The organism is Limimaricola pyoseonensis (assembly GCF_900102015.1).
Classification (GTDB): domain Bacteria; phylum Pseudomonadota; class Alphaproteobacteria; order Rhodobacterales; family Rhodobacteraceae; genus Limimaricola; species Limimaricola pyoseonensis.
On the sequence record NZ_FNAT01000002.1, the window covers coordinates 406,613 to 427,791 of the forward strand.

General features: G+C 71.3%; 19 protein-coding genes. 12 read left to right on the forward strand and 7 right to left on the reverse strand.

The features are described 5' to 3' along the window. Nucleotides 1-16 precede the first annotated feature (16 nt). Nucleotides 17-1,036: a pseudouridine synthase gene (locus tag BLT43_RS05800; RefSeq protein ID WP_090110929.1), complete on the reverse strand. Its 1,020-nt coding sequence runs from the start codon at nucleotides 1,034-1,036 to the stop codon at nucleotides 17-19. 91 nt (nucleotides 1,037-1,127) lie between these two features. On the opposite strand from BLT43_RS05800, the gene BLT43_RS05805 reads away from it, so the two are divergent. From BLT43_RS05805 to ribD, 9 genes are all read left to right on the forward strand, one after another. Further along, complete coding sequence (locus BLT43_RS05805; RefSeq protein ID WP_090110931.1) at nucleotides 1,128-1,583, forward strand: nucleoside deaminase; 456 nt, start codon at nucleotides 1,128-1,130, stop codon at nucleotides 1,581-1,583. 123 nt (nucleotides 1,584-1,706) lie between these two features. After that, nucleotides 1,707-3,692, forward strand: a complete 1,986-nt coding sequence (gene dnaG / locus BLT43_RS05810) for a DNA primase (protein ID WP_090110933.1) — start codon at nucleotides 1,707-1,709, stop codon at nucleotides 3,690-3,692. A 157-nt stretch (nucleotides 3,693-3,849) separates the two neighbouring features. After that, complete coding sequence (rpoD, locus tag BLT43_RS05815) at nucleotides 3,850-5,835, forward strand: RNA polymerase sigma factor RpoD (RefSeq protein WP_090110934.1); 1,986 nt, start codon at nucleotides 3,850-3,852, stop codon at nucleotides 5,833-5,835. 1 nt (nucleotide 5,836) lies between these two features. After that, entirely contained in the window at nucleotides 5,837-6,175 is a 339-nt protein-coding gene (locus BLT43_RS05820) for a hypothetical protein (RefSeq protein ID WP_090110936.1), read from the forward strand. Between the two features lie 72 nt (nucleotides 6,176-6,247). Next, on the forward strand, nucleotides 6,248-7,807 hold the full coding sequence (locus BLT43_RS05825; protein ID WP_090110938.1) for a DNA recombination protein RmuC: 1,560 nt from the start codon (nucleotides 6,248-6,250) through the stop codon (nucleotides 7,805-7,807). Between the two features lie 124 nt (nucleotides 7,808-7,931). Beyond that, a complete protein-coding gene (locus BLT43_RS05830; protein WP_090110940.1) occupies nucleotides 7,932-8,210 on the forward strand; it encodes a hypothetical protein in 279 nt (92 codons plus the stop codon). A 3-nt stretch (nucleotides 8,211-8,213) separates the two neighbouring features. Next, nucleotides 8,214-8,630: a secondary thiamine-phosphate synthase enzyme YjbQ gene (locus tag BLT43_RS05835; protein ID WP_090110942.1), complete on the forward strand. Its 417-nt coding sequence runs from the start codon at nucleotides 8,214-8,216 to the stop codon at nucleotides 8,628-8,630. Between the two features lie 113 nt (nucleotides 8,631-8,743). Further along, entirely contained in the window at nucleotides 8,744-9,208 is a 465-nt protein-coding gene (gene nrdR, locus BLT43_RS05840) for a transcriptional regulator NrdR (RefSeq protein WP_090110944.1), read from the forward strand. After that, on the forward strand, nucleotides 9,205-10,299 hold the full coding sequence (gene ribD, locus BLT43_RS05845; protein WP_341349832.1) for a bifunctional diaminohydroxyphosphoribosylaminopyrimidine deaminase/5-amino-6-(5-phosphoribosylamino)uracil reductase RibD: 1,095 nt from the start codon (nucleotides 9,205-9,207) through the stop codon (nucleotides 10,297-10,299). Before nrdR ends, ribD begins: the two co-directional genes overlap by 4 nt. Before the next feature lie 53 nt (nucleotides 10,300-10,352). On the opposite strand, the gene BLT43_RS05850 is transcribed toward ribD, so the two are convergent. From BLT43_RS05850 to BLT43_RS05865, 4 genes are all read right to left on the reverse strand, one after another. Further along, on the reverse strand, nucleotides 10,353-10,880 hold the full coding sequence (locus BLT43_RS05850) for an EF-hand domain-containing protein (protein ID WP_090110946.1): 528 nt from the start codon (nucleotides 10,878-10,880) through the stop codon (nucleotides 10,353-10,355). A 157-nt stretch (nucleotides 10,881-11,037) separates the two neighbouring features. After that, entirely contained in the window at nucleotides 11,038-13,020 is a 1,983-nt protein-coding gene (locus tag BLT43_RS05855; protein ID WP_242652230.1) for a capsular polysaccharide biosynthesis protein, read from the reverse strand. 56 nt (nucleotides 13,021-13,076) lie between these two features. Next, a complete protein-coding gene (locus tag BLT43_RS05860) occupies nucleotides 13,077-14,210 on the reverse strand; it encodes a polysaccharide biosynthesis/export family protein (RefSeq protein ID WP_090110950.1) in 1,134 nt (377 codons plus the stop codon). A 180-nt stretch (nucleotides 14,211-14,390) separates the two neighbouring features. After that, a complete protein-coding gene (locus tag BLT43_RS05865; protein WP_090110952.1) occupies nucleotides 14,391-15,680 on the reverse strand; it encodes a capsule biosynthesis protein in 1,290 nt (429 codons plus the stop codon). A 192-nt stretch (nucleotides 15,681-15,872) separates the two neighbouring features. Between BLT43_RS05865 and BLT43_RS05870 the strand changes: the two genes are divergently transcribed. Then, on the forward strand, nucleotides 15,873-16,478 hold the full coding sequence (locus tag BLT43_RS05870) for a riboflavin synthase (RefSeq protein WP_090110953.1): 606 nt from the start codon (nucleotides 15,873-15,875) through the stop codon (nucleotides 16,476-16,478). A gap of 165 nt (nucleotides 16,479-16,643) precedes the next feature. On the opposite strand, the gene BLT43_RS05875 is transcribed toward BLT43_RS05870, so the two are convergent. Both BLT43_RS05875 and BLT43_RS05880 read right to left on the reverse strand, forming a co-directional pair. Beyond that, entirely contained in the window at nucleotides 16,644-18,017 is a 1,374-nt protein-coding gene (locus tag BLT43_RS05875) for an L-serine ammonia-lyase (protein WP_090110955.1), read from the reverse strand. Then, on the reverse strand, nucleotides 18,017-18,718 hold the full coding sequence (locus BLT43_RS05880) for a glutathione S-transferase family protein (RefSeq protein ID WP_090110957.1): 702 nt from the start codon (nucleotides 18,716-18,718) through the stop codon (nucleotides 18,017-18,019). Before BLT43_RS05880 ends, BLT43_RS05875 begins: the two co-directional genes overlap by 1 nt. A 145-nt stretch (nucleotides 18,719-18,863) precedes the next feature. Between BLT43_RS05880 and rpiA the strand changes: the two genes are divergently transcribed. Both rpiA and BLT43_RS05890 read left to right on the forward strand, forming a co-directional pair. Beyond that, nucleotides 18,864-19,652 (forward strand): ribose-5-phosphate isomerase RpiA, encoded by a 789-nt coding sequence (rpiA, locus tag BLT43_RS05885; protein ID WP_090110959.1) that lies wholly within the window; start codon nucleotides 18,864-18,866, stop codon nucleotides 19,650-19,652. Nucleotides 19,653-19,660: 8 nt separating this feature from the next. Continuing rightward, the gene (locus tag BLT43_RS05890; protein WP_090110961.1) at nucleotides 19,661-21,103 is read left to right on the forward strand and encodes an FAD-dependent oxidoreductase; all 1,443 of its coding nucleotides are present in this window, start codon (nucleotides 19,661-19,663) and stop codon (nucleotides 21,101-21,103) included. Nucleotides 21,104-21,179: the final 76 nt, after the last annotated feature.

Sequence of the window (21,179 nt, forward strand, 5' to 3'; positions counted from 1 at the left end):
GATTTCGAGAGGCGGCTCAGCTTTTTGGCGGCCGCGGCCCGCGGCGGGGCGGCCCGCTGCGGCCCTTCGGATCGGGCCGCCGGTCGGGGCCGGACCGGCCCCTGGGCCCGCCCTCCGCGCCGCGCGGGGCCGTGCCGGGCACCTTCGCACCGAAGCGCTTGCCGGTGCCCGAGGCCGGGCGCTTGTCCTCGGATGCGGGCTTCGGCGCGGCGGCACGCGGCTTGCCCGCGCCGCCCTTCACCCCGGGCTTGGCGCCGGGGCTGCCGTCGGGACGGCGACGTTTCACCTTCGGGCCGTCGCCCTCGCCCAGCTGCTCGCGCAGCACCTTGGGCCGCACCTCCTCGACCTCGCCGGCCTCGAGGTTGCCGATCTGGAAGGGACCGTAGCTGATCCGGATCAGCCGGTTCACCACCACGTCGAGCGCCGCCATGGCGCGGCGGATCTCGCGGTTCTTGCCCTCGCGCAGCCCGACGGTGAGCCAGGCATTGGCGCCCTGCTGACGGTCGAAGGTCACCTGCATCGGCTGGTAGTCGACGCCCTCGACCGAGATGCCCTGCCGGAGCCGGTCGAGCTTCTCCTCGCTGACCGAACCCTTGATCCGCACCCGGTAGCGCCGGAGCCAGCCGGTCGAGGGCAGCTCCAGCCGACGCTTCAGCTCGCCGTCATTGGTCAGGAGCAGAAGCCCTTCGGAGTTCAGGTCGAGCCGGCCGACGCTCATCACCCGCGGCATGTCCTCGGGCAGGGCGTCGAACACCGTCTCGCGGCCCTTCTCGTCCGAAGCCGATGTCACCAGCCCGGCGGGCTTGTGGTAGAGCCAGAGCCGGGCGGGCTCGGGTTCGGCCAGCGGCTTGCCGTCCACGGTCACGCGGTCCTTCGCGGTGACGTTCAGCGCCGGGCTGTCGATGACCTTGCCGTTCACCTTCACCCGGCCCTCGGCGATCATGCGCTCGGCCTCGCGCCGCGAGGCGACGCCGGCGCGGGAGAGAACCTTGGCGATGCGGTCGCCGGCGGGGGCGGAGGAGTCGGGCTTGTCCATGCCCCCGCCATAGCCCCTCGCGCCGCCCCTTGCCAGAGCGCGAAGCGCGATCCCCTTGCCAGGGCGCAGGGCGGCGGGGCATCTGGGGGCCATGCGTTTCGCTTCCCACATGGAGATCGCGCTCGAAGAGGCGCGCGCCGCCGCCGCCCGCGGCGAGGTGCCGGTGGGCGCGGTGGTGGCCGACCCGGCGGGAAAGGTGATCGCGCGGGCCGGCAACCGCACCCGCGAGCGCGACGACCCCACCGCCCATGCCGAGATTCTGGCGATCCGCGAAGCCTGCGCGCATCTCGGCTCCGAGCGTCTGACCGGCTGCGCGCTGTGGGTGACGCTGGAGCCTTGCCCGATGTGCGCCGCCGCCATCTCCTTCGCCCGCATCGCGCGGCTGCATTACGGTGCGGCCGACCCGAAATCGGGCGGCGTGGCTCAGGGGCCGCGCGTCTTCTCGCATCCGCAATGCCACCACAGGCCGGAGGTGTTCGACGGCGTCGCGGCTGGGGAGGCCGAGGCGCTGCTGACCGCCTTCTTCGCGGGGCTGCGCCGGGGCTGAAGGGGGGCCGGGCGGGCATCGGCCGGCCCCGAGGGGCGGCGCCCGCCACGGCCGGAAAGATTTGATCGATGACCCCGGGGCCGGACGCTGGACTTGCCCCCGGCCGGGACCGATATTGGCGCCATGAGCCTGCCCCCCGGATTTCTCGACGAACTGCGCAGCCGCCTGAGCCTTGGCCAGGTGGTCGGGCGCAAGGTCGCCTGGGACATGAAGAAGTCGAATCAGGGCAAGGGCGATTTCTGGGCGCCGTGCCCGTTCCACCAGGAGAAATCGGCGAGCTTCCACGTCGATGACCGCAAGGGCTTCTACTACTGCTTCGGCTGCCACGCGAAGGGCGACGCGATCTCCTTCGTGCGCGAGACCGAGAACGTCGATTTCATCGAGGCGGTCCGCATCCTCGCCGGCGAGGCCGGCCTGCCGATGCCCGAGCGCGACCCGCAGGCGCAGAAGAAGGCCGACCGGCGCGGCGAGCTGGTCGAGGTCATGGAACAGGCGGTGAAGTGGTTCCGCCTGCAGCTGCGCACGGGCGCCGCGGCCGCGGCGCGCGACTATCTCGACGGGCGCGGCCTGAACGCCGAGGCGCAGGCGCGCTGGGAGCTGGGCTATGCCCCCGACGATCGGCAGGGCGTGCTGCGCGCGCTCAAGGGCAAGGGCATCCCCGAGGAGATGATCGTCGCCGCAGGCCTCGCCGCCCGGCCCGACAATGGCGGCGCGGCCTATGACCGCTTCCGCGGCCGGATCATCTTCCCGATCCGCGACGCGCGCGGCCGCGCCATCGCGCTGGGCGGGCGGGCGATGGACCCCAATGCCCGCGCCAAGTACCTGAACTCGCCCGAGACCGAGCTCTTCGACAAGGGCCGCAACCTCTACAACCTCGCGCCTGCCCGCGAGGCCGCCGGCAAGGGCGAGCCGCTGGTGGTGGCCGAGGGCTACATGGACGTGATCGCGCTGTCGGAGGCCGGGCTGCGCGCCGCCGTGGCGCCGCTGGGCACCGCCGTGACCGAAAGCCAGCTCCAGCTGATGTGGCGCGTCCATCCCGAGCCGGTGATCGCGCTCGACGGCGACGCGGCCGGTCTGCGCGCCGCGCGCCGGGTCATCGACCTCGCCCTGCCGCTGATCGGCGCGGGGCAGGGCTTGCGATTCGCGCTGATGCCCGAGGGGCTCGACCCCGACGACCTGATCCGCCAGCAGGGCGCGGCGGCGATGCGCGATGTGGTGACGCAGGCGCAGCCTATGGTGCAGCTTTTGTGGCGGCGCGAGACGGAAGGCCACGACTTCGACAGCCCCGAGCGGCGCGCCGCGCTCGACAAGCGGCTGCGCGACGCGGTGGCGCTGATCCGCGACCCGGACCTGCGCGGCCATTACGAGGCCGAGTTCAAGCGCCTCAAATGGGAGCTGTTCAACCCACGCCGCAAGCCGGAGGCCGGGCGCGGCGGTCATGGCGGCCGGGGCGAATGGCGCGGGCGCGGCAATTCCTTCCGCCCCGGCCAGCTGCCGCTCGCCCCCAGCCCCTCGGCCCGCAGCTCGGTGCTCGCGGTCGGCGGCGAGGTCGAGGACAAGCTGCGCGAGGCGGTGATCCTCGCCACGCTGGTCGCCAACCCCGAGGTGCTGCCCGAGTTCGAGCCGGCGCTCGAGCGGATGGACTGCCGCGACCCCGACCACGCGGCGATCGCGCAGGCGATCCTGGCCTGCCACCACGCCGTCGATCTGCGCGGCGCGGTGGCCGCCCGGCTGGGGCCGGACGCTCTTGAAACGTTGTTCGCGCAGCGCCATGTGGCGATCAGCCCGGCGGTGCGCTGCCCCGGCGATCCCGACATGGCGCGGATGTGCCTCGCAGAGGAACTGGCCAAGCTGGTCGCCCGGCGCGGCCATGCGCGCGAACTGGCCGAGGCGGTCGAGGATCTGGCGGGGCTGCCGGACGAGGGGCTGACATGGCGGCTGTCGCGCGCCGCCGAGGCGCTCGACCGCGCCGGTCGCGGCGACGGGGAGGACCGCACCGAATACGAGTACGGGACCAACGGCGCACCGATGCGGCGCGACGAGCGGTCCGAGTTCGAGGCGCTGCTCGGCACCATCGCCTTCGGCAAGGGCAAGCCGCGCAAGGAATGACGACGCCCGTCGCCCCCGATTCGGTGGCGGGACGTGGCGATAGAACCAAAGAATCGGGCGCCGGGAGGTTGCGAATCGCGGGCCATGCGGCTTGATTCGTGCAGTCCGAATCACTGCCCGGCGCCGGACAGGACGTTCACCGAACGAGGAGCCCTTCATGGCCGCGAAAGACACCGACGACCGCAAGGACGAAGATCAGGACGGCGCCATGACGCTCGACATGAGCCAGGCCGCGGTCAAGAAGATGATCTCCGAGGCCAAGGAACGCGGCTACATCACCTACGACCAGCTCAACCAGGTGCTGCCGCCCGACCAGGTCTCCTCCGACCAGATCGAGGACGTGATGTCGATGCTCTCGGAGATGGGCATCCAGGTCACCGAGGAGGAGGAGAGCGAGGAGTCCGATGACGGCGGCTCGCGCGAGGTCGCGACCGTCGGCGGCAATCGCGAGGTCGCGCTGTCGGGCGAGGCCGCCGAGAAGCTCGACCGCACCGACGACCCGGTGCGCATGTATCTGCGCGAGATGGGCTCGGTCGAGCTTCTGTCGCGCGAGGGCGAGATCGCCATCGCCAAGCGGATCGAGGCCGGCCGCAACACCATGATCGCGGGGCTGTGCGAAAGCCCGCTGACCTTCCAGGCGATCACCATCTGGCGCGACGAGCTGCTGTCCGAGGACATCCTGCTGCGCGACGTGATCGACCTCGAGACCACCTTCTCCGGCCAGCTGGGAGAGGAGGAGGAAGAGGCGGTGGCCGAGCAGCCGGCGCCGACCAACGGGGCGCAGAAGCCCGAGCGCGGCGAGAAGGCCGAGCTCGACGCCGACGGCAACCCGATCCGCACCGATGACGACGACGAGGAAGACGAGCAGCACAACATGTCGCTCGCCGCGATGGAGGCCGCGCTCAAGCCCCGCGTGCTCGAAACGCTCGACACCATCGCCGAGAACTTCGCCCGCCTGTCCGAGATGCAGGACGCCCGGATGTCGGCGACGCTGAACGAGGACGAGACCTTCTCGAAGGGCGACGAGGCCGACTACCAGCAGCTGCGCTCCGAACTGGTGACGCTGGTGAACTCGCTGCACCTGCACAACAACCGCATCGAGGCGCTGATCGACCAGCTCTACGGCATCAACCGCCGGATCATGTCGATCGACTCGAACATGGTGAAGCTGGCCGACCAGGCCCGGATCAACCGGCGCGAATTCATCGACGCCTATCGCGGCGCCGAGCTCGACCCGTCCTGGATCGACCGGATGATGGAGAAGCCCGGCCGCGGCTGGCAGGCGCTGTTCGACCGCTCGCGCGAGCGGGTCGAGGACCTGCGCGCCGAGATGGCCCAGGTCGGCCAGTATGTCGGCGTCGACATCGGCGAGTTCCGCCGCATCGTCCAGCAGGTGCAGAAGGGCGAGAAGGAGGCCCGGCAGGCCAAGAAGGAGATGGTCGAGGCCAACCTGCGCCTCGTGATCTCGATCGCCAAGAAATACACCAACCGCGGCCTGCAGTTCCTCGACCTGATCCAGGAAGGCAACATCGGCCTGATGAAGGCGGTCGACAAGTTCGAGTACCGCCGCGGCTACAAGTTCTCGACCTACGCCACCTGGTGGATCCGCCAGGCGATCACCCGCTCGATCGCCGACCAAGCGCGCACCATCCGCATCCCGGTGCACATGATCGAGACGATCAACAAGCTGGTGCGCACCGGCCGCCAGATGCTGCACGAGATCGGCCGCGAGCCGACGCCCGAGGAGCTGGCCGAGAAGCTGCAGATGCCGCTCGAGAAGGTCCGCAAGGTGATGAAGATCGCCAAGGAGCCGATCTCGCTCGAGACGCCGATCGGCGACGAGGAGGACAGCCAGCTCGGCGACTTCATCGAGGACAAGAACGCGATCCTGCCGCTCGACAGCGCGATCCAGGAGAACCTCAAGGAGACCACCACCCGGGTGCTGGCCTCGCTCACCCCGCGCGAGGAGCGTGTCCTGCGGATGCGCTTCGGCATCGGCATGAACACCGACCACACTCTGGAAGAGGTCGGCCAGCAGTTCAGCGTCACCCGCGAGCGGATCCGCCAGATCGAGGCCAAGGCGCTCAGGAAGCTCAAGCATCCGAGCCGGTCGCGCAAGCTGCGCAGCTTCCTCGACCAGTAAGATGGCATCGAATGCGGAGACTGCAGAACAGATCATTCGGATCTTTGCTGTAGTTTCGGTGCGCGAGAACCGGGTCTGGATGACTTACAAGGCACTGGCCGAGGCGCTTGGTCGCCCCGGCCAGCAGCGTCTTCTGCAGGGGGCGCTGGATGTGGTGAGGGACATCTGCCGTGACCGCGGTCTGCCGGATCTCGCCGTCTGCATCGTGTCGGAAGATTCCGTGAAGGCAGGAACGCTCCTGCCCGCGTCGGGTGCAATTCAGAAGTACGGCGGTATTCCAGCCATACGTCGCGCTCAGGCCGAAGTACTCTGTTTCGATTGGGCGGCCTACCGCTTCTGAACGGTGCAACGCCGGGTTGACGCAGCGGGGCCGAACCGTGAACATCTGCGCATCCCGAGCAAGGAACGCCTCATGCCCACCGATCCCGTCACCCTGGCCGCGCTCGGCGCGGCGCTGGTCCTGCTTCTCGCCCTTGCCGCCACGCTGACCGGGCTCAGGGGCGCGCGCGCCGCGCTGGCGCAGCTGCGCGCCGATCTCGAGGCCGGGCGGCGCGATCTCGACGACAGCCGGGCCCGGGCCGAGGGGCAGGGGACGCGGCTGGAGGAGCGGGAGCGCGAGCTCGGGGCGCTGAAGGCGGAGCTGGCCGCCGCCCGCAAGGCGCAGTTCGAAAGCGACGCCGCGCATGGCGAGACCCGCTCGGCCAAGGCGGCGCTGGAGGAGGCCAAGCGCGGGCTCGAGGCCGCGCGCGACGACCTCAAGGCGCAGCTCTCCGAGATCACCGCCGAGCTGCGCGAGCTGCAGGAGCGCCACGGCCGGCTCCAATCCGACCATGCCAAGCTGCAGGCGAAGAGCGCGGGCGAGATCGAGGCGGCCGAGACGCGCATCACCGAACTGAAGGAGCTGCGCGAGGAGATGTCGCGCCGCTTCGAGGAGCTGGCCTCGAAGACGCTGCGCCAGACCGGCGAGGATTTCTCCAAGGCCAACACCGCAAAGCTCACCGAGCTTCTGACGCCGTTCCGCGACCACGTCTCGCGCTTCGAGGCCGAACTGCGGCAGGTGCACGGCAAGGCCGACGAGGAGCGGGCGCGGCTCGGCAAGCAGATCGAGATGCTGACCTCGCAATCCGAGACGATCCGCTCCGAGGCCGCGGCGCTGACCCGCGCGCTCAAGGGCGACAAGCAGAAGCAAGGCGCCTGGGGCGAGATGATCCTCGAGCGCATCCTCGAGACCTCCGGTCTCGAGCGCGGCACGCATTATCTCGTGCAGGACAGCCGCACCGACGAGGACGGCGCGCGCTGGCGGCCCGACGTCGTGGTGAAGATGCCGCGCGGCAAGAGCCTCGTCGTCGACAGCAAGGTCAGCCTCGTGGCCTACGAGGCGGCGGTGAACGCCGAGACCGAGGAGGAGCGCGCCCGCCACCTGCGCGAGCATGTGACGGCGGTGCGCCGCCACATCGACCAGCTCGCCGCCAAGGGCTACCACGCCATGGAGGAGGGCTCGGTCGACTACGTGCTGATGTTCATGCCGATCGAAGGCGCGCTTTCGGCGGCACTGTCCGAAAGCGGCGACCTGACCGCCTATGCGGTGTCCAAGGGCATCGGCGTGATGACCCCGACGACGCTGATGGTCACGCTGCGCACCGTCGACCACATCTGGACGGTCGAGCGGCGCGAGAGCAACGCCGAGGACATCGCCAAGCGCGCGGGGCTGCTCTACGACAAGGTGGCGGGCTTCGTCGGCAATCTCGACAAGGTCGGCGCCGCGCTCGCCACGGCGAGCCGCGCGCATGAGGACGCGATGGGCCAGCTCTCGACCGGGCGCGGCAACGTTCTGGGCCAGATCGAGAAGCTGAAGTCGATGGGCGCACGCACGCAGAAGAGCCTGCCCGTCGCCTTCGACGAGGTCGAAGAGATCGACGAGGCCGACGAACGGGAGACGCCCCCCGCGCTGTCGCGCGAAGCGGCGGAATGAGAGTGCCTTCCGTGCCACGGGCTGTGGCTCTGCGGTTACACTGACCCAACGGCAATGTTGCGTGTTGAAACCCTGTTCGGGTTTTCCCGTTTCCTTGTCAGGATCGAGTGACGGGAGACCTGCCATGACATTGACCAAACCCGCCGTTCTCTGCGCCGCCCTGACGATGCCGCTCATGGGCGCCGCACCGATCCTGTCCGCCACCGGCTGGGCCGACGTGACCGAGCCCGCCTCGCGCTACGACCTCGACGGCACGATCGAGATCCCGGTGGCCGAGGCCGAGCTGGAGCGCTGCCGCGCCACGCTCGAGCAGGTCTTCGTGGGCAGCCCGGTGGAGGCGGAGGCCGAGCCGGTCGAGGCCGCGATGACCGGGCCCGCCGTGCGCTGCGTGGTCGCGGGCTGAGCCTTGCATCACCGCTTCGCGCTCTCGACCCACGGCCCCGGCCTCTACGAGTTCACCGGGCAGGTGGCCGACTGGGTGGCGCAGGCCGACCCCGAAGAGGCGCTGCTGACGCTGTTCGTGCGCCACACCTCCTGTTCGATCCTGATCCAGGAGAATGCCGACCCCGAGGTGCAGACCGACCTCGCGGCGTTCTTCCATCGGCTGGTACCGTCCACGGACGACCCGTCGATGTCCTACCTGACCCACACCTATGAGGGGCCCGACGACATGCCGGGCCACATCAAGGCGGCGCTGCTGCCGACCTCGCTGCAGATCCCGGTGATCGGCGGGCGGATGGCGCTGGGCACGTGGCAGGGCATCTATCTCTTCGAGCATCGGACCCGCGCGCATCGGCGCGAGGTGGTCGGGCTCCTGCGCTGAGCCCCCACGTCATCTGGGGTCGGGAATTCGCCCCTACCCAATCCTTGGTCGGACTCATATAGTGGTCGTGGACTGACGGGCCGAGGCCCCCACCACGACCCGACGAGGACCCGATGCGCTGCCCGTTCTGCGGAAATCTCGACACACAGGTCAAGGATTCCCGGCCCGCCGAGGATCACGTCGCGATCCGCCGGCGCCGGTTCTGCCCGGGCTGCAGCGGCCGCTTCACCACCTATGAGCGGGTGCAGCTGCGCGATCTCGTGGTGATCAAGACCAATGGCCGCCGCGAGGAGTTTGACCGCGACAAGCTGGAACGCTCGATCCGCATCGCGCTGCAGAAGCGCCCGGTCGAGCGCGAGCGCATGGACCAGATGATCTCTGGCATCGTGCGGCGGCTCGAGTCGATGGGCGACACCGACATCCCGTCCTCGAAGATCGGCGAGATCGTGATGGAGGCGCTGGCCCGGATCGACACCGTGGCCTATGTGCGTTTCGCCAGCGTCTACATGAACTTCCAGGCGGTGGGCGACTTCGACAAGTTCATGTCCGAGCTGCGCCCGAACCCGGCGGAGAAGTGAGCCGCGAGACCGACCTGCGCCACATGGCGCACGCGCTGTCGCTGGGGCGGCGCGGGCTCGGCCGGGTCTGGCCCAACCCCAATGTCGGCTGCGTCATCGTGAAGGACGGCCGCGTCGTCGGCCGTGGTCGCACCGCCGATAGCGGCCGCCCGCATGCCGAGACGCAGGCGCTGGCGCAGGCTGGCGATGCGGCTCGCGGCGCCACCGCCTATGTCACGCTGGAGCCCTGCGCCCATCACGGCCGCACGCCGCCTTGCGCCGACGCGCTGGTCGCGGCCGGCGTGGCGCGGGTGGTGGTCGCGGCGCAGGACCCGGACCCGCGCGTGGCCGGCAAGGGCCTGGCGCGGCTGCGCGAGGCCGGGATCGCGGTCGAGATCGGCGTGAGGGAGGCAGAGGCGCGCGCCGATCTCGCCGGTTTCCTCAGCCGGGTCGAGCGTGGCCGCCCCTTCGTGACGCTGAAGCTCGCCGCCACGCTCGACGGGCGCATCGCCACCGCCACCGGCGAGAGCCGCTGGATCACCGGCCCCGAGGCGCGGGCCCGCGTGCACATGATGCGGGCGCGGCACGACGCGGTGATGGTCGGCGGCGGCACGGCGCGGGCCGATGATCCCTCGCTTACCGTGCGCGGGCTCGGCATCGAGAGGCAGCCGGTGCGGGTGGTGCTGTCGCGCCGGCTCGACCTGCCGCAGGACGGCGTGCTGGCCCGCACCGCGTACGAGGTGCCGCTCTGGCTCTGCCACGATCCGGCCGCCGACGCCGCGGGCTGGACCGCCCTCGGCGCGAAGAGCCTGCCCTGCGAGATCGCGGGCGGGCAGGTCTCGGTCGGCGCGGCTCTGGCGGCGCTGGCGGGTGAAGGGATCACGCGCGTGTTCTGCGAGGGCGGGGCGGGGCTTGCGGCCTCGCTGCTCGGCGCGGGGCTGGTGGACGAGCTGGTGCTGTTCACCGCCGGGGTCGCGATCGGGGCCGAGGGCACGCCGGCCCTGTCGGCGATGGGCGTAGACCGGCTTGCCGCCGCGCCGCGGCTGCGGCTGGCGCGGCAGGAGCGTGTGGGCGCCGACGTGATGAGCGTCTGGCGGGCCGGGGCCCTCTAACGGAAACGGCCGCCCCGGGGGGCGGCCGCGAAACGCGTCAGCGCGGGGCGCGATCAGCTCGCGCCGTCATCGGCGTCGTCGCCGTCACCCGCCGCGTCGCCGAAATCGTCGCCGTCGCTGTCCTCGACGTCATCGGCATCGTCGTCGCCCAGCTCTCCGTAGCCGTCGGCCCCGGCCTCGGTCGAGAGGCCCACGCCTTCCTCGGAATCCACGTCGGCCTCGGCATTGCCCGAGAGGTTCGCCCCGGCGGCGATGTCGGCGGCGGGGTTGGCGTCGTCGTCATCGGCCTGTGCCGCGGCGTCGCCTTCCATCTCGGCGCTGCCTTCGGCCTCGGCCTCGGCCTCGGCCTGCGCGGCGTTGCGGGCCTGCATCTCGGCGATCGAGAGCTGGCCGTCGCCGTCGAGGTCGTATTGCAGCAGGCCGAGCCCGACCTCGCCGAAGGCGGCGGTCAGCTCGGTTTCGGTGAGAAAGCCGTCGCTGTCGGCGTCGACCATGGCGAAGGTCGCCTGCTGGGCCGAGGCGGCGGTGGCGAGGCCGCCGATCAGCGCGATGGCGGTGAGGCTCTTGGTGGTGAAGGTCATGTCATGTCCTCTCGGTTCTTGCGGGCGGCGCAGGCCGCCCCCGGCGCGTTGGCCGGCTGACCCCGCCCTAACAGGTCGCGCAGGGCGATGTTCCTGCCGATCGTGCGGCGGCGCGGCATCCTGCCGCACCCGGTCCCGGGTTCCGGCAGCCCGCCGCCTAGCGCCGCCAGAGCGCCGCGTAACCCGCTAAAACGCCTTGCAATTTCGCCAGCGCCCTGAGCGAGGGCACGCGCCGCACTCGGCCCTCGGCCAGCCGCTCCAGCGCCAGTTCGGGCGGGCAGGGTCGCCCCGACAAGGGGTCGAAGTAGCGCGGCCAGCCGATCAGCGCGGCATGGGCAAGCCCGGTGATGTCGGGCCGGGCGGTGCGGCGCGGGCAGGGCGGGCCTAGATCTCGCGTCAGCCCCCAGCCCGCGTAGAAGGGCGTGCCGAGGCAGGTGACCGGCTTGCCGCGCAAGAGCGCCTCGAAGCCGAGGCCGGAGGTGATGGTCCAGACCTCGTCCGCGCCCGCGATCGCCGCGACAGGGTCGGTGCCCTGCAGCACGGCGTCGGCGATCCGGTCGGCCCCCGGCACCGCGCCGGGCCGCAGCCCGGCCTCGACGTCGGGGTGCGGCTTGTAGAGGATCACCGCATCGGGATGCGCCGCCCGCGCGGCGCGCAAGAGGTCGAGATTGCTCCGGACCTTGCCCGCGCCCAGCCGCATCGCCGCATCGTCCTCGACCTGCCCCGGCACGAGAATGCGGCGGCCTCCGGGCCGCCTCTCGGGCAGCCCCTCTGGCAGGCCCGCCCCAGCGAGGTTGTACTTCGTCAGACCCGCCGCCAGCAGCCGCGCCACGAGGCGCTCGGCCCGCCGCCGCTCGTGTTCCTGCAGGGCGGTCGAGGCCGCGATCAGCCGTTCCAGCCGGCTTTCGCGCGCGGGGTCGTAGTGCAGGCCGAGATCGTCGAGCCCGAGGCTCGCAGGCGGCACCAGCGCCGCGCCCAGCCCGCGCGAGCGCAGGAAGGCGTCCTCGACCCGCACCGCGCCCTCGGGCGCAGGCCGGTCGCCCCAGACCATCAGCCGCCGCCCGTCGCGCGCGGCCCGCGCGGCGGCCGTCCCGGGCGGGTCGGCGAAGACCACCGGGCGGACATGGCCGAAACCCCGCTGCAGGTGGCCGCGCTTCCACGCGCGCATCCCTGACGCCACCCAGCCTGCGCGATCCTCGCGATGAGCGCGGGCCTCGGCCTCGAAGGCGTCGAGCGCGTCCTCGAAGGCGCAGGCCCGATCGCGGAACGGGTCGTGCCAGCGCGGGTAGAGGATCATCGCCGCCGCGAAGAGCTGTGCCCGCGTCAGCTTGCGCTGCCGCCGCGCCACGGGCCGCTCGTCCTGCGTCAGGCCCCAGCCGGCATAGAAGGGCTGGCCGAACACCACCGGCCGGTGCCCCGCGAGGATGGCCTCGAAGCCCATCTGCGAGGACAGCGTGTAGACCGCCACCGCGCCCTCGAGCAGCCGCCAGGGGGAGACTGGCGCATCGAAAAGCTGCATGTCCGGCCCGAGATCGTCGGGACGGAAATGCCCAGGCCGGAAGCCCTGCTGCGTCTCGGGGTGGGTCTTGACCACGATCCGCGCGCCGGGATGCGCCTCGCGCGCGGTGAACAGCATCTCGCGGAACCGGTTGCGGTCGCCGCCGCTGGCGCGGACGGCGGCGTCGCTGGCGGTCTGGTCGATCACCAGCACGTAGCCCGGCGCGGGCGGCGCGGCCGCGGGGTCGAAGCCCGCGTATTTCGAAAGCTCCGCCGCCTGCATGCGGGCGATCCCCGCCCGCGCGCGGTCGAGCAGGGCTGTGTCGTCGAGAGGGTGGTCGCGCAGCAGGGCTTCGAGGTCCGAAGGGACGGCGGCGTCGAAATGCACCCCGGAATGGTCGATCAGCAGGCCGAGCGGCGCGCCGCCGGCGCGGCCGGGCCGCACCGAGCGCAGGAAGGCATCCTCGATCCGGACGAGGGCGGCGCCGCGCGTCGCCGCGACCCGCTCGCCGCGCCATGCGGTCGGGCTCGCGCCCCAGACGCCCACCAGATCGTCCGGCCCGGGCAGGCCGAGGCAGGGCGCGTAACCCGCGGCCCGGAGCCTGCGGCGGATCGGGCCCCTGAGAAGCCCGCCGTTGAACACGAAAAGCCGCCGCGGGGGGCGGCCCGCGGCGGCGTCCTGGTCGGGCCCGCGCAAGCCTAGCGCAGCGTCGAGGCGGCGGCGTCGGCGGTGGTGAGCGAGCCGGTCAGCCCGCCGATCACCCGGTCGAACTCGACGATCGGCGCCTCGGTCACGTAGACGGTGTCGTCGTCGCGGATCGCGAAGTCGCGCGCCATGAACATGCCGTTGGGCTTGGTCAGGTCGAGCACGTAGACCACCCGCTGCGTGCCGACGAGGTCGGGCTGGCCGGTGAGCTGCTGCGCGATCACCGCGGGCTCGTTGCGGAACACGAAGACGCCGGTCGGGTCGGCGAGCCGCGGGTTGAGGCCGCCGACGCGGGCGATCGCCTCGATCGCCGAGATCGAGCGGCTGTCGAAGGGCACCAGCTCCTGGCTGCCGGTCGCGCCGAGCGCGGTGAAGTCGCGCGTGTCGGCCTCGACCAGGATGCGGTCGCCCGGGCGCAGCGCCACGTCGGCTTGCGGATGCTCGTAGAGGTCCTCGAACCAGATCTCCCCGGCGGTGTTGCCGCGCGTCAGCGTGACCTGCGCGATCTCGGGCCGCACGGTGACGCCGCCGGCGCGCGCCAGCATCGCCGAGAGGGTGCGGGTCGGGCGTTCGATCGGGTAGACGCCCTGCGCGCCGACATCTCCCACCACCGAAACGGTCGAGCCGTCGCCGGCGAGCCTTCGCACCTGCACCTGCGGGTCGGGCGTCTGGGCCGAGAGCTTTTCGGTGATGATCCGGCGAATCGCCTCGGGCGTGTTGCCGGCCGCGCGGATGCGCCCGGCATAGGGCACGTAGACGAAGCCCGCCCCGTCGACCTGCACCTCCTCGAGCACGGTGGCGTTCTGGCCGGTCGGGACCAGCAGCCCGTCATCGACGTTTTCCCAGATGGTCAGCCCCAGCACGTCGCCGGGTTGGATCGTGTCCGAGCCGACGAGGCCGGCCTGCTCGAAGGTGGCGGCGAAGCCCAGCGCCGGCACCACGCCGGCGATCCGGTTCACGCGGTCGTCGACCGCGATCACGAAGGCGTCGCCCTGCCGCAGCACCGAGCCCGCGAAGATCTCGCGCTTGCTGGGGCCCGAACGCGGGGTCAGCCCGCAGCCGGCCACGAGGCTCAGCGCCGCGAGAACGGCCGCGCCGCGGGCGAGGCGGTGGGTCAGGGTGGTCACTGCTCGGTCTCCTCGACCTGTCTGTCCTGCGCGGCCCGTGCTCGCGGACCGGTCATGATCGGTTTTTGGGGCGCGCGGCGCCCGTCAGGGGCGAGGCTAGCCCGGTGCACCGCATGTTTCCACCGCAGCGCGCATGGCGGAGTACGTGGCGGGACGCGGTGTTGCGCGCGAGCCTCGGCCTCAGCCGACCGCGCGCAGCGGCTGGCGCGGCGCGACCCGGCCGATGCGCAGCGCGTCGTAGGGGTCTTCCTCGGCCAGCATCATGTCGACCACCTGCCGCAGGAGCTGCCGCCGGCCGCGGCTCGAGTAGAAGCCGCCCGGCACCTGGCTGGTCTCGAGCAGGAAGCGCCGGTAGTCGCGATAGGCCCGCCGGTCGGGGCGGCGCGGGGCGCGGAAGAACTCGGCCAGCGGCTGGTCGGAGGCGAACTCCGGCTTGTCGAAGACCGCCCGGCCGAAGACCTTGAGCGGGATGCCGCGCCACAGCACCTGCTGCGCGGCGGTGGAGTTCACCGTCACCGCGCTGCGCGCCGGGTTCAGAAGCCGCGCCAGCTTGCCGCCGCGCAGGTAGTGCACGCGCCCCGCGACGCCATGCGCGCGGGCGAGGTCGCGGATGATCCGCCTGAGCGGCAGCTGCCCGCTCTCCAGCGGGTGCGCCTTGAAGACGAGGTGGTGGTGGCGCGGCGCGCCGCGGGCGAAGCCCTCGACCACCAGTTCGAGGAAGTCGGACATCTTCTCGAAGCGCGAATGGTTGCGGAAGCTCGAATCATGTTCGAGCTGCAGCAGCGCGAGGTGGTAGGGATAGTCGCCATGTCGGATGCGCGCGGTGGCGAGGATGCGGTCGAGCGCGATGAAGGGCATCAGCAGGAGCCGCGTGGTGTAGAGCCGCGCCTCGGTCGAGAGCGGCAGCGCCCGGTGGCCGCGGAAATTGCGGTAGCCGCGGTTCGCGCAGAGCACGAACCAGTGGTAGAGCGCGCCGTAGAACACGTGCTGGCGCATGTCGCCCCAATGCGCCGGCGGCTCCGGCAGCTCGGGGTCTGAGCGGGCGAGGTCGGCGCGCATCCGCTTCACCCCGATCTTCATCAGCCGCGAATGGCCGTTGGTGCCGCCGCGCTCGTAGGTCACCCACCAGGGCCGCATGTAGCCTTCCTCGAAGACGTGGACGGCAAGCCCGCGCGCCCGCGCGATGGCGACGGCCTCGGCATGGACGGGCCGGGTGTCGCCGTAGAGCACGATGTCGGTCACGCCCTTCTCGCCCAGCAGCCGCTCGAATGTTTCGGCCCAGTCGCCGGGCGCGCCGCGATAGGGGATGTAGCTGGCGCGGTCGGGCCAGAAGGCGCGGTCGCCGGCATTGAAGCCCACGCGCCACACGCCTGCGCCCGCGGCCCGCAGCATCTTCCCCAGGCGGTGGAAGAAGGGCCCGTGCGGGCCCTGCAGGAACAGGAAGGTCTTCTCGGCGGGGTCGGTCACCATGCGGTCCAGTCTGACGTCATCGGGTTGACGCTTCGCAAAGCGCCGGGGCGGTTTTACGGCGCGCGCGTGACGCTGCAAAGCGCCGAGGCCGAAACGTTGCGCCCGCGCCACGCCGGCGGGCCGTGCCGGCGGCACTTGTTCGCGGGCCGGCCCGGGTCTAGGTCTGGGCGCGCATCAACGGGAGAGGCGCGCATGTTCACGGGCATCATCACCGACGTCGGAGAGATCCTCGACGTGGTCCAGGAAGGCGACCTACGCGCCCGGATCGGCACCGTCTACGACCCCGCGACCATCGAGATCGGCGCCTCGATCGCCTGCGACGGCGTCTGCCTGACCGTGGTGGCGCTGGGCGAGAGCCCGCGCAACTGGTTCGAGGTGCAGATCTCGGCCGAGACGGTGAACCTCACCAGCATCGGCCGCGACGGCTGGCACAAGGGCAAGCGGATCAACTTGGAGCGCGCGCTCAAGGTCGGCGACGAGCTGGGCGGGCACATCGTCTCGGGCCATGTCGACGGCGTGGCCGAGGTGGTCTCGACCCGCGACGAGGGCGACAGCCTGCGGGTGCGGTTCCGCGCGCCCGAGGCGCTGGCGAAGTTCATCGCGCCCAAGGGCTCGGTGGCGCTGAACGGCACCTCGCTCACCGTCAACGAGGTCGAGGGCACCGAGTTCGGGATCAACCTGATCCCGCACACCCGCGAGGTGACGAACTGGGGCGAGGTGGTCGAGGGCCAGTCGATCAATCTCGAGATCGACACCATGGCGCGCTACGTCGCGCGGCTGCGCGAATGGGATCGCTGAGCCGGCATGATGACGTCCCGGCGCGCGAGGCTCTTCGGGGCCTGAGCGCCGCGCGGAAGGCCGGCGGCCGGCCGTGAGTATTTGAAGAGTGAAGTGGCAGGGCGCTCCGGGCCTACTTTACTCCACAAATACTCCAATCCCGCCGTTTCTACCCCCGCCGCGCCTTCAGCAGTTCGGCAGGTTCACCGCCAGACCGCCCTGCGAGGTTTCCTTGTACTTGTCGCTCATGTCGCGGCCGGTCTGGCGCATTGTCTCGATCGCCACGTCGAGCGGCACGAGATGCGAGCCGTCGCCCCGAAGCGCGAGGCTCGCCGCCGCCACCGCCTTGACCGCGCCCATGCCGTTGCGCTCGATACAGGGCACCTGCACCAGCCCCGCCACGGGATCGCAGGTCATGCCGAGATGGTGCTCGAGCGCGATCTCGGCGGCGTTCTCGACCTGGCCCGGAGTGCCGCCCAGCACGGCGGCAAGGCCGGCTGCGGCCATCGCGGCGGCCGAGCCGACCTCGGCCTGGCAGCCGCACTCCGCGCCCGAGATCGAAGCGTTCTCCTTGATCAGCCCGCCCACCGCGGCGGCGGTAAGCAGGAACTCGGGCACGCGTTCGCGCGTGGCGCCCGGCACGTGGTCGAGCCAGTAGCGGATCACCGCCGGCACCACGCCCGCCGCGCCGTTGGTGGGTGCGGTCACCACCTGCCCGCCGGCGGCGTTCTCCTCGTTCACCGCCATGGCGTAGGCCGAGATCCAGTCGGTCACGAGGTGCGGCGCGGCGAGGTTGCCGCCATGGCCCTCTTTCAGCGCGGCGTGGATTTTGGCGGCGCGGCGGCGCACGCCGAGACCGCCGGGCAGCGTGCCCTCGGCCGCGAGCCCGCGGTCGATGCAGTCCGACATGACGCGCCAGATCTTCTGCACCTCGCCGTTCAGGTCCGAACGTGGGCGGCGGACGCGCTCGTTGGCGCGCTTCATCGCGGCGATCGACAGCCCGCTGTCCTGCGCCATGCGCAGCATCTCGGCGGCGTTGGCGAAGGGGTAGGGCACCGGCGGGCCGTCATCCGGGGCGGGCCCGGCCTCCAGCTCGGCCGCGGTGCGCACGAAGCCGCCGCCGATCGAGTAATAGGTGATCTCGGTCACCACGTCGCCCTGCGCGTCGTGCCCCCTGAGCACGAGCCCGTTGGCATGGCCCGGCAGCGGTGGGCCGTAGTCGAAGACGAGATCGCTCTGCGGGTCGAAGCGCAGCTCGGGCAGGCCCTCGGGGTGCAGGACCTTCTCGGCGCGCACCCGCGCCAGTTCGGTCTCGGCGGTCTCGGCGTCGTAGCCCTCGACCGTGATCCCGGCGAGGCCCAGCACCACGGCGCGGTCGGTGGCATGGCCCGCCCCGGTGAAGGCGAGCGAGCCGTGCAGCCGGGCGCTGAGGCCCGCGACCCGGAACGGCTGGGCGCGCAGGTGGTCGAGGAACCGCCCCGCTGCCACCATCGGGCCGATGGTGTGCGACGAGGACGGGCCGATGCCGATCTTGAAGATGTCGAAGACGGAGAGGAACATCAGGTGGCGTATCCTTCGGGGGGATGCGGCGGGCGCGGCGCGGTGAAGGGGCGGGGGCCGAGACCTTCGGCCCGGATCGCCGCCGCGACCGAGGGGCGCGTCTCGAAGCGGGTGGCGGCGGCCTGTAGCCCCGGCCAGCGCGCGAGGTCGAACCAGCCGGTCCCGGCCTCGGGGTAGAGCGCGCACCAGCGCAGCATCGGCACGAGATAGCAGTCGAGCGCCGAGGGCTGATCGGCGCCGAGCCACGGCCCGAGGCCGGGCAGCGCCGCCTCCAGCCGGTCGAGCATCTCGAGCGTGCGCTGGGCGGTGCGCTCGTGCAGCGCGAAGACCATCTCGGGGCCGATATGCTCGCCGCCGTAGAACATCATCCTGAGCGCCGGGTGCAGCGTGTTGGCCAGCCAGAACAGCCAGGCGAGCGCGAGGCCGCGGTCGGGGGCCTCCGGCGCCGGCATCAGCACGGCGTGGTCGCGGTGCCGGTCCGAGAGCCACAGCAGGATCGCCGCGGTCTCGAAGATCGGCCCCTCGGGCGTCTCGAGCACCGGGATCATGCCATGCGGGTTGAGCGCGAGGTAGGCCGGGCTGCGCTGCGCGCCGGCGCGGCGGTCGACCAGCGCCGTGTCAAAGGGCAGGCGCAGCTCCTCGAGCGCGAGCCGCACGCAGAGCGAGGCATTGTCCGGGGCGTAATGCAGGCGCAGGGTCATGGCGGGATCCTCGGGCGGGCGCGGCCGGGCCGCTTGTCCGGATGCGACCATTCCGCACCCTCCGGCGCAAGCCTTGCGGGGCAATTGCCCCTCGCACGCGGGCGGCATCTTTCCTATAACCGCCCCGGACCCGCAGGAGAGCAGCATGGCCAAGGACCTATCCCCCGTCGAGAAGGCGAAATTCGTCGCCGCCAAGCAGGCCTGCGCGATGGTGCAGGACGGCATGAAGCTGGGCCTGGGCACCGGCTCCACCGCCGAGTGGCTGGTCCGCTGCCTCGGCGAGATGGTGCGCGGCGAGGGGCTGCGGATCCAGGCGGTGCCGACCTCGGCGCGCACGGCCGACCTGGCGCGCGAGCAGGGCATCGAGGTGATCAGCCTCGAAGAGGCCGGCTGGCTCGACCTGACCATCGACGGCGCCGACGAGTTCGATGGCGACCTGAACCTGATCAAGGGCGGCGGCGCGGCGCTTCTGCACGAGAAGATCGTCGCCACCGCCTCGGACCGCATGGTGGTGATCGCCGACGCCACCAAGCAGGTCGAGACGCTCGGGGCCTTCCCGCTGCCGGTCGAGGTGATCCCCTTCGGCTGGCAGGCCACCAAGGTGCTGATCGAGGAAACGCTGGTCGGTCTCGACGTGCTCGGCCGCGAGGTCGCGCTGCGCGAAAAGGACGGCGCGCCCGTGCGCACCGACGAGGGCAATTTCGTGCTCGACCTGCATCTCAAGCGCATCGGCAATGCCCGCCAGCTCGGCCTCGTGCTGAACCAGGTGCCCGGCGTCGTTGAAAACGGCCTGTTCGTGGATATCTGCGATGCCGTGGTGATCGGTCACGGCGACGGCCGGGTCGAGACCCGCGACCTGCATAGCGGCGAGGCCGAGGAGACGCGCTTCGACTTCCTCGCGCCCGACAACATCTTCAACGACATAGCCGACTAAGGATTCCCATGGATTTCGACTACGACCTCTTCGTGATCGGCGGCGGCTCGGGCGGGGTGCGCGCCGCGCGCACCGCCGCCGCCACCGGCGCCTCCGTCGCGCTGGCCGAGGAAAGCCGGCTGGGCGGCACCTGCGTGATCCGCGGCTGCGTTCCGAAGAAGCTCATGGTCTACGCCTCGGGCTACGGCGAAATGGCCGAGGAGGCCCGCGCCTATGGCTGGGAGTTCGGCGAGGGCCGGTTCGACTGGCGGCCCTTCCGCGAGAAGCTGCATGCCGAGCTCGACCGGCTCGAGGGCGTCTATGGCCGGCTGCTCGATGGCTCTGGCGTCGAGGTCTACGACCGGCGCGCCAAGATCGTCGATCCGCACACGGTCGAGCTCGCCGATGGCGGCCGCAAGACCGCGGCGCACATCCTCGTGGCGACCGGCGGCCGCCCGGTGCGGCCCGACATGAAGAACGCCCATCTCGGCATGGTCTCGGACGACGTGTTCGACCTCGACGAGCTGCCGAAATCGATTCTGATCGTCGGCGGCGGCTACATCGCCTGCGAGTTCGCCTGCATCCTGCACGGGCTGGGGGTCGAGGTGACGCAGTTCTACCGCGGCGCGCAGATCCTGCGCGGCTTCGACGACGAGGCGCGCGGGCTGATCGCGGACTCGATGCGGGCGCGCGGCATCGACCTGCATCTGGGCACCAACATCGTCGAGATGTGCCCCGAGGCCGAGGCCGGCGATTCGGTGCGCCACCACGGCACCGATTCGGATGCCGCCGGCGCCAACGGCGTGGCCGAGGCCGCGCCCGGCACCAAGGGGCCGGTCTGGGTCAAGGCGACCAATGGCGACGAGAAGGTCTACGACGCGGTGCTCTTCGCCACCGGCCGCAAGCCCAACACCGACGGCCTCGGCCTCGAGGAGGCGGGCGTGACGCTGGCGCGCGGCGGCGCGATCGAGGTCGACGAGTACAGCCAGACCGACTGCCCCTCGATCTACGCGATCGGCGACGTCACCGACCGGGTGAACCTGACGCCGGTGGCGATCCGCGAGGGCATGCAGTTCGTCGAGACCGTGTTCAAGGGCAACCCGACCCCGGTGGATCACGCGCTGATCCCCTCGGCGGTGTTCACCCAGCCCGAGCTCGGCACCATCGGCCTGACCGAGGAGGCGGCGCGCGAGATCGAGCCGGTGGAGGTCTATTGCTCCTCCTTCAAGCCGATGCAATCGGCCTTCGCCGAAAGCCCCGAGCGGGTACTGATGAAGCTGGTGGTGAGCGTCGAGACCCGCAAGATCCTGGGCTGTCACATCGTCGCACCCGAGGCCGGCGAGATGATCCAGCTCGCCGGGATCGCGGTCAAGATGGGCGCCACCAAGGAGGATTTCGACCGCACGGTGGCGGTGCACCCGACCATGGCCGAAGAGATCGTGACCATGCGCGAACCTGTGCGTCGTTCTTGAATAAGCCCCCCCGGGGCACACATGCTAATCGTGCCGGGTCCACCGGCGCGGGGGAAACCAACAAGGGAACAGAGGC

Coding starts and splice junctions, on each gene's coding strand:
- BLT43_RS05800 (WP_090110929.1), bottom strand. CDS start 1,036: ATGGACAAGCCCGACTCCTCCGCCCCCGCCGGCGACCGCATCGCCAAG.
- BLT43_RS05805 (WP_090110931.1), top strand. CDS start 1,128: ATGCGTTTCGCTTCCCACATGGAGATCGCGCTCGAAGAGGCGCGCGCC.
- dnaG (WP_090110933.1), top strand. CDS start 1,707: ATGAGCCTGCCCCCCGGATTTCTCGACGAACTGCGCAGCCGCCTGAGC.
- rpoD (WP_090110934.1), top strand. CDS start 3,850: ATGGCCGCGAAAGACACCGACGACCGCAAGGACGAAGATCAGGACGGC.
- BLT43_RS05820 (WP_090110936.1), top strand. CDS start 5,837: ATGGCATCGAATGCGGAGACTGCAGAACAGATCATTCGGATCTTTGCT.
- BLT43_RS05825 (WP_090110938.1), top strand. CDS start 6,248: ATGCCCACCGATCCCGTCACCCTGGCCGCGCTCGGCGCGGCGCTGGTC.
- BLT43_RS05830 (WP_090110940.1), top strand. CDS start 7,932: ATGACATTGACCAAACCCGCCGTTCTCTGCGCCGCCCTGACGATGCCG.
- nrdR (WP_090110944.1), top strand. CDS start 8,744: ATGCGCTGCCCGTTCTGCGGAAATCTCGACACACAGGTCAAGGATTCC.
- BLT43_RS05850 (WP_090110946.1), bottom strand. CDS start 10,880: ATGACCTTCACCACCAAGAGCCTCACCGCCATCGCGCTGATCGGCGGC.
- BLT43_RS05865 (WP_090110952.1), bottom strand. CDS start 15,680: ATGGTGACCGACCCCGCCGAGAAGACCTTCCTGTTCCTGCAGGGCCCG.
- BLT43_RS05870 (WP_090110953.1), top strand. CDS start 15,873: ATGTTCACGGGCATCATCACCGACGTCGGAGAGATCCTCGACGTGGTC.
- BLT43_RS05875 (WP_090110955.1), bottom strand. CDS start 18,017: ATGTTCCTCTCCGTCTTCGACATCTTCAAGATCGGCATCGGCCCGTCC.
- BLT43_RS05880 (WP_090110957.1), bottom strand. CDS start 18,718: ATGACCCTGCGCCTGCATTACGCCCCGGACAATGCCTCGCTCTGCGTG.
- rpiA (WP_090110959.1), top strand. CDS start 18,864: ATGGCCAAGGACCTATCCCCCGTCGAGAAGGCGAAATTCGTCGCCGCC.
- BLT43_RS05890 (WP_090110961.1), top strand. CDS start 19,661: ATGGATTTCGACTACGACCTCTTCGTGATCGGCGGCGGCTCGGGCGGG.